This is a genomic window from Gemmata obscuriglobus (genome assembly GCF_008065095.1).
In the GTDB taxonomy this organism is placed as follows: domain Bacteria; phylum Planctomycetota; class Planctomycetia; order Gemmatales; family Gemmataceae; genus Gemmata; species Gemmata obscuriglobus.
Map to the genome: position 1 here is coordinate 1,781,147 of NZ_CP042911.1, position 14,576 is coordinate 1,795,722.

The following is a 14,576-nucleotide window of genomic DNA, read 5'->3' on the forward strand; positions in this document are numbered from 1 at the left end:
CAGCTTCGATCGCAGGTACTTCCGGCCAGCAGCCACGATGTCGAGAATTGGTTGCGCAGAATCGCGGATCAATCGCTTTCAGTCTGTCGTCACCTGGGGTACGATCGTGCGCTAAGCTGACCGCCCGGAACCCGCCATGCGAACGTCTCTCGCGCTCGTGCTTTTCGCACTCGGTACTTCGCCCGCGGCCGCCGACGACGCCTTCGAGAAGGAGGTGCGCCCGCTGCTCGTGAAGCACTGCGTCGGGTGCCACGGCCCCGAGAAGCAGAAGGGCGGGCTGCGCCTCGACACCCGCACCGGGTGGGAAACCGGCGGGGACAGCGGGCCGGCGATCCGCCCCAAGAAGCCGGACGAGAGCCTGTTCATCAAGGCGCTCCACGGCAAGGACGGGCTGTCCCAGATGCCGCCCGCCGGGAAGCTCCCGGACCGCGACATCGCCGCGCTCACAAAGTGGGTCCGCGACGGCGCCGCCGACCCGCGCACCGGCGGGCCGGTGAAGCTCGGCGGGGTGACGCTCGAAGAAGCCCGGAAGTGGTGGGCGTTCCAGCCCGTGCGCCGGCCCGCCGTACCGGACATTGAAGGCCAGAAGCCCGAGACCCGAAACGAGATCGATCGCTTCGTGCTCGCGAAGCTCGCAGCGAAAGGGCTGAAGCTCGCTCCGGCCGCGGACAAGCGGACGCTCCTCCGCCGCGCGACCTACGACCTCACCGGGCTGCCGCCGGCGCCCGAAGAGGTCGAAGCGTTCCTGAAAGACGGCGCCCCCGACGCGTTCGCGAAGGTGGTGGACCGGCTCCTCGCGTCGCCGCACTACGGCGAGCGGTGGGGCCGCCACTGGCTCGACCTCGTGCGGTACGCGGACACCGCCGGCGAGAACAGCGATCACCCGCTCCCGCACGCCTGGAGGTACCGCAACTGGGTGATCGACGCGTTCAACCGCGACGTGCCCTACGACGAGTTCCTGCGCGAGCAACTCGCCGGCGACCTCCTCGCCGCGAAGGGGCCGCCCGAGAAGTACGCCGCGCGGGTGGTCGCCACCGGCTACCTGGCGCTCGCGCGCCGGTTCGATCACGACAGCGACAAGTTCATGCACCTCACCCACGAGGACGGCATCGATACCCTCGGGAAAGCGTTCCTCGGCCTCACGCTCGGGTGCGCCCGGTGTCACGACCACAAGTACGACGCCGTCACCGCCCGCGACTACTACGCCCTGTACGGCATCTTCGAGAGCACCAAGTTCGCGTTCCCCGGGTGCGAGGCCAAACAGCAGCCCCGCGACCTCGTGCCCCTGCTCCCGCCGGCCGAGTGGGACCGCGTTGTGAAGCCGTACCGGGAGCGACTCGCGAAGCTCGACGCCGCGATTCGAGCCGCATCCGGCGAAGGCCGCAAGCACGCCCAGGCCGCGCAAGCGGCGTTCGTAAAGAGCCGCCGGGTGCTGTCGCAGGGCGAAATCTCCGAGGGCGGGGACAAAACGTTCGACGCCGGCGAGATCGAGGTCGGCGCCGGCGAGATGCTCCTGCTCTCGATCACGCCCCTCAAAAACCACGGGGCCGACACCACCCTGATCGAGTTCGACCTCACCGAAGTCGGCGGCCAGAAGCGGCGCTGGCGCGCGCGGGACGATCTCCTGCGTGACGCGCTCGCCAACAACCCGCACGCCGACGGGTACGGCGCCAACGGCGTGTGGTGGCTGCTCGACGCCCGGAACCAACCGACGCTGCTCCCGGAGTCCGTGCGCGACCTCAACGGCAAGCCCGGACTGCACGCGTGGCGCAACGGCGACACGCCCTCCGTACTCGTGAACGGCGCAAAGAACGAAGCCGCCGTGTGGACGAAGCTCCCGCCGCAATCGCTGTTCGTTCACCCCGCGCCGGACGGGAACGTGGCAATCGGGTGGCTCAGCCCCATTTCCGGGAAGGTCACGGTCCGGGGCCGCGTCAAGGACGCCCACCCCGGCGGACCGGACGGCGTCGGCTGGGTGCTGGAGCGGTTCGCGGCGGACGTGCGGCCCTTCTTCTCGGCCCAAGCCGAAGCGGCGGTCAAGCTCGCGGCGCTGACGCGCGAACGCGCCGAACTGTTGAAGGCCGCGCCGACCCAGGAAGTCGCGTTCGCAGTAACCGAGGGTCAAGCGGCCGACGCACGGTTGCACCTCCGCGGCGATCCCGAAAAGCTCGGCGACGCGGTCCCGCGGCGCTGGCTCGAAGCGCTCGGCGGCACCCCGATCACCGACGCGACCGCGAGCGGGCGGCTCGACCTGGCGAACTGGGTCGCGTCGAAGGACAACCCGCTCACGGCCCGGGTGATGGCGAACCGCATCTGGCTGCACCACTTCGGCAAAGGGCTGGTGGCGACGCCCAACGACTTCGGCACCCGCGGCGCGGCCCCGACGCACCCCGAACTGCTCGACTGGCTCGCGTCGGAGTTCGTGCGCGGCGGCTGGAAAGCGAAAGCGCTGCACCGCGCCATCATGCTCTCGCAAACTTACCAACAAGACGCCACGCACCGCGACGCAGCGGCGAAAGTCGATCCCACGAACGAACTCCACTGGCGATTCGAGCGCCGGCGCTTGAGCGCCGAAGAGATGCGCGACACCCTGCTGGCGGTCAGCGGCCAACTCGACCGTAAACCGGGAGCGGCGCACCCGTTCCCGCCGGAGTCGGCGTGGAGCTACACGCAGCACGTTCCGTTCGGCACGTTCTTCGAGACCGACAAGCGGAGCGTGTACCTCGTCCAGGTGCGGAACCGGCGGCACCCGTTCCTCGGGCTGTTCGACGGCGCGGACCCGAACGCCACCACCCCGCAGCGCCAGACCACCACGGTGCCGACGCAGGCGCTGTACTTCCTCAACGACCCGTTCTTCCACGCGCAAGCCGAAAAGCTCTCCGACCGCGTCCTCGCAAAACCCGAAGCCGACCGCGCGAGCGAGCTGTTCCGGCTCACCCTCCAGCGCCCGCCGACCGAGCGCGATCGGGCGTTCGCGGCCACGTTCCTCAAGCGCTATCAGGCCGCGCTCGGGAACCGCCCCGACGCCGACCGCGCCGCGTGGGCCGCCCTGTCGCGTGTCGTACTCGCCAGCAACGAATTCCTTTTCGTGGAGTGACCGCACATGCACCCGTCGCGCAGAGGGTTCGTTCGCTCCGCGGTGGCCGGATCGCTCATCATGCCCGGCCTCCTCGCGGAGCTGTTGGCGGCGGACTCGGCCGACCCGCTGGCCCCCAAGAAGCCGCACTTCGCGCCGAAGGCGAAGAGCGTGATCTTCCTGTTCATGAGCGGCGGGGTGTCGCACGTCGATTCGTTCGACCCGAAGCCCAAGCTGGTCGCGGACCACGGCAAACAGGTCACGTTCGACCACCCCGAGACGCGGAACCGGCCCGGGTACGAGAAGCTGTTCCTCAAGAAGCCGAACTGGAAGTTCGCCCCGCGCGGCAAAAGCGGCACCGAAGTGAGCGACCTGTTCCCGCACCTCGGCCAGCAGATCGACGACGTGGCGCTCGTGCGCTCGATGCACACGAGCCACTCGAACCACTACAACGCGACGCTCGGGATGCACACCGGGTCGTTCGCGTTCGCCCGGCCGAGCATCGGGGCGTGGACCAGCTACGGCCTCGGCACCCCGAACAAGAACCTGCCGTCGTTCCTGGTGCTGGCCCCGCAGATGCCCTACGCGGGCACACAGGTGTGGGCCGCCGACTTCCTCCCCGGGGCGCACCAGGGGACGCGCGTGGTGCCCGGCACCGAGCCCATCGCGAACCTGAAGCCGCGCGTGCCCGACGCGCCGCGGCAGCAGCTCGAACTGGACGCGCTGAAAGCGTTCAACGAAGCGCACCGGACGACACGCGCGGACGACCCGGCCCTGGCGGCCCGGATCCGGTCGTTCGAGACGGCGTTCGGGATGCAGTCCGAGATGCCCGACGCGCTCGACCTCTCGAAGGAAGACGATAAGACCCTCGCCCTGTACGGCCTGAGCCGGGGGCAGACGAGCGGGTTCGGGTGGCAGTGCCTGGTCGCCCGCCGGCTGGTGGAGCGCGGCGTGCGGTTCGTGGAACTGATCCACACCGGCTCGTCGGGCAACTGGGACTCGCACGGCGACATGGCCGACCACGGGCGGCTCGCGCAGCAGGTGGACCGGCCGATCGCCGGGCTGCTCCAGGACCTGAAACGTACCGGCCTGTTGGACGACGTGCTCGTGGTGTGGACGACGGAGTTCGGGCGCACACCGTTCAACAACACCGCGGACAACCCGGGCCGCGAGCACCACAACTGGGCGTTCAGCTCGTGGCTCGCCGGCGCGGGTGTGAAGCGCGGGTACGCCCACGGCGCGACCGACGAGTACGGCATGAAGCCCGTGGAGAAGCCGGTCCACGTCCACGACTTCCACGCGACCATCTTGCACCTGATGGGCCTCGACCACACGAAGCTGACGTACCGGCACGCCGGACGCGACTACCGCCTGACCGACGTCCATGGCGAGGTCGTGCGCGACCTCCTGACCTGACGCCGGGGGCGGCGAATACCCATTCCGCTCGCGGTGCCGCAGCCGATCGGCGAATCGGTACATCGGTTCTTTCCCCACCCTCAACACGTCGTTTTGCACTTCCAGAAGTTTCCACCGCGCCGCAACCGCATCCGACGGGGTCTGGCACCCCGTTTCTTCTCGATGGGCCAAGCGATGCGGCTCGACTGAAACGCACACAAACAATACCTCTGCAACAGTTTGCAACTTAAGCACCCGCCACCGCCGCGGTCAGGAGCCGTTGGCACTGCGGCGTCCGGACCTGTGATTCGGTGGTAGCAACGACCCAGCGAACTACCAGCGAATTGCCAGTCCCTGGCCAGCAGATGTCCAGTCGGTGCCCCATCGGCTATTTTTCGCGCTCGCGCGGTTCCGACTCCGGCACCGCGCGAGCGCGAAACGGCTGCCCCCTAATAGCCAGATGGCACCGCCTCCCATTGATTGGTTGTCTGTACGTGACCTGGTTTTGAAGTGGCTCGCTTGCGCGAGCGAGATAGCGATTTTGAGTGATACCCGTCGTCGGTCGAAAATGCCGTTTTCACAAGCCGTCACGTGCGAAAGGGCGGCGTGCCCGGTCCGCGTTGCGTGAACTCCGTGAACGGGCACGTCAATGCCGCGACCGGTTTCGAGAATCGTCGCAGGTCACGACACCAAGTCACGCGCCAATAGAAGCGGCATCACCTTGCGACACAATGTGTCGAAAATATCGCTGACCAACGCCATTTGAATCCTATAAGTTGACACCGAGGACGCGCTAGCCGTCGATATATCAACGATGCAAATCGAATAGAAATCGTAATGAAACAGCCGTACGTCGCTATTGCCGCCGGAACGGCCGTGGCGGTGGGAGCCGTTCTGCTCGTGGCTTCCGTTCGGCCGGAGGCGCTCTCCGTCGGTCGCATCGCTCGGGTCGAAGATTTCGGGGCGTATTGGGCCGGAACGGTCGTAAACCTTAGCGGCGAAAACGCTTACGACCCTAACAACCTGGCCCCGCTTCAACGCGCGATCGAACCGGACCGGCCCGCGCCCTTGCCCGCCTGGAGCCCGCCCTGGACGCTCGCGGTCTTCACCCCGCTGGCCGGTCTGCCGTTCCCCGCCGCCCGGTGGGTTTGGCTCATCATCCAACTCGGCACCATTTTCGGGACGCTCACGGCCCTTTGGCGCATATACAACGGCTCAAGTGAGCACCTGTCGATCGCCTGGACGATCGGGCTCCTTTGGTACCCGACGCTCCAAACGCTCGGTCTCGGTCAACACAGCTCGTTAGTTCTGCTGGGCGTCGTCGGCTGGCTCGCCGGGCTGTCCGCCGGGCGCCCGGTGCTTGCGGGGGCGCTGCTCGCCGTGGTCCTGGTTAAGCCGCAGAATTGGCACTTGGTCGGGAGCCTCGTCGCGATTTGGGCCATCCGCACCCGCGCGTGGCCAATGATCGCGGGGGTAATCGGCGGATCGCTCGTGCTTACGGCGGTGGCGGCGGTGCCGAACCCGTTCGTGTTCGAGCAGTACCGCGAAGCGCTCACGGCCCGCCCGCCGTCCGAAATGATCCCCCCGACGCTCGGCACCCTCTTACGACTCGCGTTCGGGCCGGAGCGTTTTTGGTTGGCCTTTGTCCCGGCCGTCGGGGCGCAAGTCTGGGGCGTCTGGTACTATTTCGTGAACCGGCATCATTGGATCTGGGCCGATCGCCTTCCGATTTTGCTCCTCGTATCGTTCATGACCAGCCCCTACGGTTGGGTCTACGACCAAATCTTGTTCCTGGTGCCGCTCGCGCACGTGTTCGCGACGGCGACCGCGCGCCGCCCGAAAACGGTCGCTCCGATGCTCTTGGGGGCCACCGGGATTACGACGGTGTGTTTGGTGATGAACGCCGCCAAGTACCAGGAGTTCACCTTCGTTTGGCTCGCCCCTTTGACACTCGTTCTCTATTTCTGGGGAACTCGGCTCGCCAAAAGAACAGTACTCACACACGTGTGAACACAAGACACATAGTTCGGGAACGGCACGAGCAGCCGGCCGTTCCGCGGAAGGAGCTTCCAGTCGTTTCAAGTTCGTTGGTTGTGCGCCACCCACCTGCTGACGCAGGCGGTTCGTCCGTGGCTTGTCGAACTGCCTGCGTCAGCGGGCGGGTGTAACCTGGGCGTGTTCCGATCCGGCGATTGATCTCGTCACGGCTGTCGCAACCGGAAACTACTGGATTCCGGGTACCATCAGCCCGCCAGAACACGGGCCGAGTGCCGGAAGTTCACGGTTTCACCGCCCCGAACGCGGCGAAGCACAGGTGCTTGTGGAGCACCTCTGGGGTGCGGAACCCGGTCCGCGTCAGCAGGTCCAGTTGGTAGCCGAGTGGCGCCGGCGTGTCTTCCTGCTCGATGTACGCGAACACGGCGTCGCGATAGGCGTCTCCCTTGAAGCCGGCCAAATACTCGCCGTAGTGCCGCCACATCACGGATTGCACGGCCGGCAGCGGGCTCGAGACCAGGTCGAAGACCCACACCGAGCCGCCCGGCCGCAGCCACCGGAAAATCGATGCGAAAACACGCTCCCACTCGGCGTCGGTGCGGAGGTGGTGCAGCACCGCGGCGGCCAGCACGACATCGAACGTGCCGTCCGGGAAGTCGGTCTCCCGCACGTCCGTCTGGAGTGTGGTCACGCGCCCCGTGGTGGCGGCCCCGACCCGCTCGGCGGCCCGGTCCAGCATCGGCCGGCTCAGGTCAAGAAGTGTCGCGTCGAGACCGGGGAGCCGTTCGAGCAGCTTGAGCGTGTAGTTCCCGGCCCCGCAACCGATATCGAGGACGTGCCGGGCGTGCGGGGTGACGGCCGCTGCCGTCTCCGCGACCAGCGCCATCGCGAGCGGCGCGTCGACCGTGGCCGACTGCCCGGTTTCGAGGTTGCTGAACCGCTCCACGTCGGCGTCGAACCGCCGCCGGATCTCATCGACCGAGGACTTCATTCCCGCTCCACAGTACAAAAACAATCCAAAAATCGCCCGCTCATCCTGCGATCGAACAGCTCGGGGCGTGACGGCGGGTTGTTCCCTGGGACCGCGGACGTCCCGTCCGCTGCTTGGAAGCTCGGGTCGCGTGGCGGAACATCCGCACCACGAAACGTCGTGCCGACCAGCGGACGGGACGTCCGCGGTCCCAGGGAACAACCCGCCCGCGGCCCAGGGCACAATCACAAGTAGCGGACCAACTTGAGACGGCCGAAATCCGGTTAGAGCATCACCCATTCGCAATTACAGCACTTCGAGCAGCGCGCGCCAGCCGACGGCTTGCCCCAGCACCACCAGCGCCGCCAGCAGCGACAGCATCAGCACCCACTTGAGCGCGAACAGCCGCCGCTGGAACCGCCGCTCGTCGTGCGGGCGCGTGGCCAGGTCGCTCAGGTACGCGATCCGGCGCGACATCGGGCCGTGCTGCCACGCCCGCAGCCACCCCCACACCGCCCGCGCCGCCCGCCCCAACCGGTGCCGGCCGCCCTCGTCGGCGTCGAGCCCGTTCAGGTCGCGCACGCGGTCGAGCGCGCGGGCGAAGGTCCGGATGCCGGTCGGGCACAGGCACCGCCCGCCGGTCGCGTAAACGGTCTTCTCGTCGTGCCCCGTGCAGGTCGGGTCCGCGCACGACATCGCCCGGCACCCGAACAGGTCCGCCTGCCGCTCGCACCACCGCGACAGCGCCCCGAACACCACGAACAGGTACGCCGTCACCAGCACGACCGGGGGCAGCGCCGCCCAGGTCTTGAAGCCCTTGAGTGCCTCCCGCAACCGCCCCACCTCTTCCGAGGTGCCGGTCTCGATGACCTGCTCCACGAAGAGCACGAGGGCCGCCAGGACCGACAGGCTCAGCGCCAGGAATCCGGCGTACAGCCAGATGTGCCCGTGCCGCGCGTGCCCCACCTCGTGCCCGAACACCGCGTCCAGTTCGTCCGGCGGGAGGTCGTCCAGAATGCGGTCGGTGAACACGACGTACCGCACCCGGGGGAGCAACCCGGTGATGAAGGCGTTCGCGATCGCCCCGTGCGTGGGCCACAGCAGGAAGTCGGCGCACCGGAACTCCAGCCGGCGCGCGAGCGCGACGAACCGGTCGCGCACCGGCCCCGGCGGCATCGGGCGCAGCCCCAGGAGCGGCTTCATCAGCAGCGGCATCAGCAGGATGAGCCCCGGCACCACGGCCAGCGACCCGAGCTTGTACACGAGCGTGCGCGTGATGTCGGGGAGGTAGCGGCCGAGCGCCTGCTGCGCCACCCACAGCAGCACCGGCAGCATCACCATCAGGGCGAACTGGCGCAGGTTGTACAGCAGGTAGGCGGAGCGCGACCAGAACGGCCGCTCGCCGAGGTGCAGCACGCGGTGGAGCGCGCGCTCGGCGTCGTAGTAGACCAGCCAGCCGCCGACCAGGAGAACGAAGTACGGGAGCGGGACCGCCAGTTCCGCGAACGGCAGGAGGCGCGCTTCGCCGTCCCAGAAGATCAGCAGTTCGGACTGGACCCGCCAACCCCAACCGAAGGCGAGCACGCACGCCGCGGCCACGGCGAGGTTGACGAAAAACAGCACCCGGCGCCACCGGTTGTACGCGCGGGCTGCCTCGTACCGTCGGAGCGGGTCGCGCCGCACGGTCCGGATCACCCACCCCCGCAGCGCGAGGGCCAGGCCGAAGGCCGCCGCGACGGCCCCGCCGGACAGCACGAGCGCCGCCTCGCGCTCCGGCCCGATCAGCGGGTGCGGCCACTCGATGGGCAGGCACGCGGCAATGAGAGCGAACACCAAGAGTATTGGCATACCCCCAGTGTACGCGCAACGAAGCGCGAAAGAACCTACTTCACCTCGGTCCCCGATACGACGATCAGCCGGCTCCGGTCGCCGCTCCCGAGCGTCACGGTGCGGTTCGCCTCGTAGGTCTTGCCGCCGGCCGCCCAGCGCGCTTTGACCGCGAAGGCGTAGGACTCGCCCGGCTTCAGCACCGGGGAGGTCAGGACGCGCTCGTCCGCGGCGGCGCCGCTCACCTCACGCCCGTTGAGCCACACGTCGGCCGCGGCCGGGAACTGCACGACAAGAGTGGCCGGGAACTCGTTCGCCAGTACCACCGTCGGCTCCGGCCGCGGCACCCGCACGACCGGCCCGACGACCGGGTAGACCGGTTCATCGTAACCCGGCTGTTCGATGTACTCGTAGTCGAGCCCGTAGCTGTACCCGAAGTAGTACGGCCTGGGGAAAAACTGGTACCCACTCGTCGGGCGCCCGGCGTACGGGTTGATCCACGACGCACCGGAGTTGAAGCGCGAGGTCGGCTGTGGCAGGAATTGGGTCCCGGGACCGATCGAACTCCCCTGATACACGCCCGGCGAGAGCGGCAGGTGCGAGTGAGACTGCCGCAGGAACTGGGTCCCGGGGCCGATCGAGCTGCCCTGATGCACACCCGGTGCGAGCGGCAAACGCCCGGGCTGTGCGTCGGCGGTCAAGGTGATACCGGTGAGCGCCAACAACGCGAGGGTGAAGCGAACCATGATGCGGCTCCGCGGGGGGCAGGCGGTAGGATTATACCGCCGCGCGCGGGCCGATCTCACAACGGTACGAGGGCGTGCGGACCGTCAAACCCGCAAGTCGATGCCTGAAAAGCGGTTGCGATAGCCAAGTCTCTGACAGCTATCGTGGCGCTACACCAAGCTGATTCAGGACTTATGTCGAAAGTCAATTGTGACTGCCCGCACGACCGAGCACACGTGACCGGTGGTCGTGTGGCATTTCTTGACGCGCTACCGCGCCCGTGAGCGGGGCACGAACGCGATGGGGATGCGAAGGCCGTTTTTGACAGGATGCACAGGATTTAAATCGATCAGTCTTCATCCTGTTTATCCTGTCGATCCTGTCAAAAACGGCATTCCGAAGCGTGCGCCCTGCGCGGGCCGCAAAACGCCTCCCGCTCTCGTACACGTGACCGGTGGTCGTGTCGCTGTTCTTGAAGCGCCGCGACCGCCCGGGGCGGGCTCATTTATAAGGATGCGACGTTATTCGTCCGCGTTCACCGGGACGCCGTCGCCCCGCGCGGCCAGTTTGAGAAGGGTGGTCAGGGTGATACTGCTGCGCAGGGATCGGACCGAGCCGTCACCGAAGACGACGTTGCACACCCCGGAGTGGAAGCCGTACAACTCGCCCTGGTTCCAGGCGTTGATCGCGACCGTTCCGGCTTGAACGTGCGCGGCCGTGGACACCTTGGCCGGTTTAACACCGGGTGTGACCGGAGCTTGCGTACCCGCACACACGATGTTGTTGCTCTCTTGCCCCCAGCCCCCGGCCAAAAAGCCGAGCGTGGATGCGTCTGCGTACCGTTTTCCGCCCGCCCAGCCCTCGTGCCGAGCACCCGACTCGCCAAGCATCAGGGTGTTACTCAGCCCGTCCGTAATCGCCAGGATGTTGGTCCGGCGGTTGTGGGTGAGCACACCCCGAACCCCGTCGTCGCTGGGGGGCGTCATGTTGAGTTGCGTCCAGACGGCGTTGTTGTTGTTGGCGCGGGTGATGGGCCAGTAATCGCCCGTCGCCGGTCCTTTGGTCCACCCGCTCGGAACGGGACTCACGACGTGCTCGCTGGGCACTGACGGGCACTCGTAGGTCGGAATGCGGGTGCTCGTGGCCGGCTGGTTGACCGGATCGTTCCAGTCGAGCCGGAAGTTGTACCCGCCGGGAATCGAGTTCAGCACGTTGCCTTGTTCGATGTATGGCAACATGAGTGAGAGGAAGCCGTGCTTTGCGAAGTCGGTCCCCGCGGTCGGCGTGACGGCGGGGTTCTTTTGGAACTCTTTCAGCCCAGCCCAGTCGGCTGAGCCCGGACTGCTCACGATTGCGGGAGGGAGAGAGCCGTAAGTGCCTTCGTAGTTGTGGACGGCCAGGCCGAGTTGTTTCAGGTTGTTTTGGCACTTCATGCGTGCGGCGGCCTCGCGGACCTTTTGCACCGCGGGCAGCAAGAGCCCGATCAGGATCGCGATAATGGCGATGACAACGAGCAGCTCGATGAGCGTGAAGCCGGACGAACGATTCGGGCCAGAACGTGCGCGCATGTATAACCCTTCCGCGGGAAACGGTGATGAATCCAGGAGGCCGGAGCGCTCCGGGGCGAGAGGCACGGTGGACCGGGCAACTCGATCACGTTTCCCCGTCGGGGGCCGGGCGCCGCTGCGGGCGCCCGACGGCTGTGCGTAGGCGAACTGATAAACCTGCGAACTTGCGAGCCAACCGGTCGAAACGTCCGTTGCCGCGTGCGGGTTCCGCACGCGGGACCTCAATACTTCCGTCACGAACCTCGGGCGAACCGTGCGAGCCTACTGCTCGTCGAACAGGTGCGTGAGCTTCCGGTCCACTTCGCGGACCGGCGCCCATGCCGTTTTGTACGAGACCCGAATGAACTTCGTTCGCCCGCGGCCGACGGAAATCCCTTCGACCGACGTACCAGCGAACTTGAACGCCTCGAACGTCTGCTCGATCTGTTCCTGACGGTCTGCGGGCCGGTTGTGCGGCACGCCGAAACACAACTGCAGGAACGGAGTGGACGAATAAACCGACCGCAAAGCACGCCGCTGAGGACTACCGGACAGAACTCATTAGCTATTGCGAATTTTTTTGGGTCGTTGCGAGCCGGGCGACGCAGTCCTTCAGGGACTTGGTCTCGTCGACCGGTGGCGGGAGAGGATTGCGAGATTTCTCATAGAAATAGTACCCGTCCCCGCCGGCGACGGCCAGAGCACAAAATACGAGCGTGTACGCCCACGCACTCCTTCCGCGTGCGGTCGGCCCCGGATGCGGAGGGTGGTGGTGTGGATTCGCTCATAAGTTTCGCCGGGCGCAGATCGATGGCGATCGCCCCGAGAGATAGAAATCCTAAGAAACAAGGTGCGGCGGTCAAAAGAAGAAATGATGAAGACGGTCGGTAGCTTCGGAGCGGATGCCACTATTCCGGCGAGCCCTGAAACAATGGCGTTTTGTGGTACAGCCCACCGAATTCCAGAATGGAAGTCATGGCCGGATTTGCCGCCGGTGCAGTTGCGGGGGCGGCCGGGCGGTCTGCAGACGCAGAAGGAACTGGGCCGGACGACGTCGTGTTCGGGGAGGCGCTTGGGGGGGCCGTGCCGCAACGGTGAGTGCGTTGCGGGCATTGCACGTTAGTAACGGGAAATTCGGGACCGCGCCTGGAGGTCGAGCCCTTTTGCCACGACCTTCAAGGGCAGTGAAGGCCGGACGTGCCGACCTGTTGTGTGCCGCGGGTCACTTGGATTTTATCGCTTTTCCTAGCTCTTCGAGCACCGGCTTCACGTCGGTTTCGTTCACCGAGGTGAACGCGAACGACTTCGCCACCTTCCCCTTGGTCACGATCACCACCGTCAGGTGAACGTCGGGGTTCACGTTCCAGTTGTTGGGGCCGCTCTTCTCGCCGCCGAACGCCGCGAGCGAGGTCTTCGCGAACTTCAGCGACATGTTGATCCGCGGCAGGTACTCCTTGTGCTTGTCGAACGCCTTCTCGCCGAGCCACACGGCCACCACCTCGGCCTTGTCCGCGGTGTCGCCGATCTTGTTGTCCAGTTCCTTCATGAACCGCGCCGCCGGACGGCCGCCGACCGGGATGCCGCCCTCTTCCGCCTGCACGAACACGTAAATCGTCGGCTCGCCTTTGCGGTCCGCGACGAAGTCCGCCTCCTTACCTTCGACCTTGCCCACCACGCCGAACGCCTTCAGCGCGGGCGCCTTCTCGCCGGCCTTCGGCCCTGACTCCTCGGCCCGCGCAACAACCGCGAGCGCGAGCACCGCACCGGCCGCGAATAACGCTTTCATGGCTGCTCCCCCCGAGATCGCTAATCGGTTCCGCCGTCGGGCGTCACGCCCAGCGGGTACTCCGGCACCGCGAGACCGAGCGTCGGGATCGCGCGCAACCGGCGGTACCCGTGCGACACCCGGCGCTCTTCCGCGGCGACGAACTGGCCGTCCATTTCCGCCTTCGCGAACGGCCCCTCGCACCCCACCGGCGCGAACGCCGGGTCGATGATGTACTGGGCCAGCGCCGGGTTGCAACGCAAATGCCGTTCCGGCAGCAGGTGAAGGGTTTCGAGCGGCACCTCGCCCAGCACGAACCGCAGGTAAAGGTCCGAGTCGGTGACGGCCTCCACGTCGCGCCCGCACACCTCGCACCGGTAGCCCTCGTCGCACTTCGCCATCGATTGCCCGCCGCTTCTGGGTTGTTGTCCCTATATTAAGCTGATGGGCCACGCGGGGCGGCGCTGAAATCGGGAGCGTGATGGGCGTTTTGGACCGGTTCCGGCTCGACGGACGCACCGCGGTGGTCACCGGCGGCAGCCGGGGGTTGGGGCGCGCGATGGCCCAGGCGCTTGCGGAGGCCGGCGCCGACCTCGTGCTCGTCGGACGCGAGCCCGACGCGCTCGAAACCGCCCGCCGCGAGCTGACCGCACTCGGCCGGTTCGTCGCGGCCGTGCCCGGGGACGTGTCCACGCCCGCCGGGGCCGAGGCCGCGTGCCGCGACGTGCTGAGCCTGAACCGGCCGATCGACGTGCTGGTGAACAACGTCGGCGGGCGCCGGGTCGATGTGGCCACGGAAGACGTGCCGCTCGCGCAGTGGCGGGAGCTGATGGACCTGAACCTGACCAGCGCGCTGGTGTGCTGCCAGCAGTTGTGCCGCGGGATGCTCGAACGCGGCAAGGGCGCCGTGGTGAACGTGACCAGCATCGCGGGGCCGATCGCGATCAAGGGCATCCGGGGCCGGCACTACGAGACCGCGAAGGCGGCCCTCACGGCCCTCACGAAGTCGCTGGCGGCGGACTGGGCGCCCCGCGGGGTGCGGGTGAACGCGATCGCCCCCGGCGTGTTCCTCACCGCCCCGAACCGCAAGTGGTTCGGCGAGAAGCCGACCTTCCAGAACGAGTTCGTGTCGCACATCCCGATGGGCCGGATGGGCGAGCCGGAGGAGCTCGGGCCGGCGGCCGTGTTCCTCGCCGGCGACGCGAGCAGCTACGTCACCGGGGCCACGGTCGTCGTGGACGGCGGGTACACGCTGTGGTAAGGCGAACGGCGCAG

At 67.1% G+C, this 14,576-nt stretch carries 11 protein-coding genes; 4 read left to right on the top strand and 7 right to left on the bottom strand.

The features are described 5' to 3' along the window. Nucleotides 1-136 precede the first annotated feature (136 nt). The 3 genes from GobsT_RS07430 (at nt 137) to GobsT_RS07440 (ending at nt 6,481) form a co-directional block, all read left to right on the top strand. Nucleotides 137-3,097: a PSD1 and planctomycete cytochrome C domain-containing protein gene (locus tag GobsT_RS07430; protein WP_010034428.1), complete on the top strand. Its 2,961-nt coding sequence runs from the start codon at nt 137-139 to the stop codon at nt 3,095-3,097. Nucleotides 3,098-3,157: 60 nt separating this feature from the next. Next, entirely contained in the window at nt 3,158-4,492 is a 1,335-nt protein-coding gene (locus tag GobsT_RS07435) for a DUF1501 domain-containing protein (protein WP_109571545.1), read from the top strand. 816 nt (nt 4,493-5,308) lie between these two features. Further along, on the top strand, nt 5,309-6,481 hold the full coding sequence (locus tag GobsT_RS07440) for a glycosyltransferase family 87 protein (RefSeq protein ID WP_010034418.1): 1,173 nt from the start codon (nt 5,309-5,311) through the stop codon (nt 6,479-6,481). Between the two features lie 268 nt (nt 6,482-6,749). On the opposite strand, the gene GobsT_RS07445 is transcribed toward GobsT_RS07440, so the two are convergent. The 7 genes from GobsT_RS07445 to GobsT_RS07475 form a co-directional block, all read right to left on the bottom strand. Then, on the bottom strand, nt 6,750-7,457 hold the full coding sequence (locus GobsT_RS07445) for a class I SAM-dependent methyltransferase (protein WP_029600653.1): 708 nt from the start codon (nt 7,455-7,457) through the stop codon (nt 6,750-6,752). 285 nt (nt 7,458-7,742) lie between these two features. After that, nucleotides 7,743-9,284 (bottom strand): M48 family metallopeptidase, encoded by a 1,542-nt coding sequence (locus tag GobsT_RS07450; RefSeq protein WP_085948097.1) that lies wholly within the window; start codon nt 9,282-9,284, stop codon nt 7,743-7,745. Nucleotides 9,285-9,319: 35 nt separating this feature from the next. Continuing rightward, a complete protein-coding gene (locus GobsT_RS07455) occupies nt 9,320-10,009 on the bottom strand; it encodes a hypothetical protein (RefSeq protein ID WP_010047782.1) in 690 nt (229 codons plus the stop codon). Between the two features lie 501 nt (nt 10,010-10,510). Further along, complete coding sequence (locus tag GobsT_RS07460) at nt 10,511-11,557, bottom strand: DUF1559 domain-containing protein (protein WP_010047783.1); 1,047 nt, start codon at nt 11,555-11,557, stop codon at nt 10,511-10,513. Between the two features lie 261 nt (nt 11,558-11,818). After that, complete coding sequence (locus tag GobsT_RS07465) at nt 11,819-12,016, bottom strand: hypothetical protein (protein WP_148087645.1); 198 nt, start codon at nt 12,014-12,016, stop codon at nt 11,819-11,821. A 742-nt stretch (nt 12,017-12,758) separates the two neighbouring features. Beyond that, entirely contained in the window at nt 12,759-13,322 is a 564-nt protein-coding gene (locus tag GobsT_RS07470; protein ID WP_010047789.1) for a hypothetical protein, read from the bottom strand. A gap of 20 nt (nt 13,323-13,342) precedes the next feature. Next, nucleotides 13,343-13,702: a hypothetical protein gene (locus GobsT_RS07475; RefSeq protein WP_010047791.1), complete on the bottom strand. Its 360-nt coding sequence runs from the start codon at nt 13,700-13,702 to the stop codon at nt 13,343-13,345. A gap of 80 nt (nt 13,703-13,782) precedes the next feature. Here GobsT_RS07475 and GobsT_RS07480 point away from each other — a divergent pair, with 80 nt between their 5' ends. Further along, nucleotides 13,783-14,562 carry an SDR family NAD(P)-dependent oxidoreductase gene (locus tag GobsT_RS07480; protein ID WP_010047793.1) on the top strand — a complete coding sequence of 260 codons (780 nt, stop codon included), beginning with the start codon at nt 13,783-13,785 and terminating at the stop codon, nt 14,560-14,562. Nucleotides 14,563-14,576: the final 14 nt, after the last annotated feature.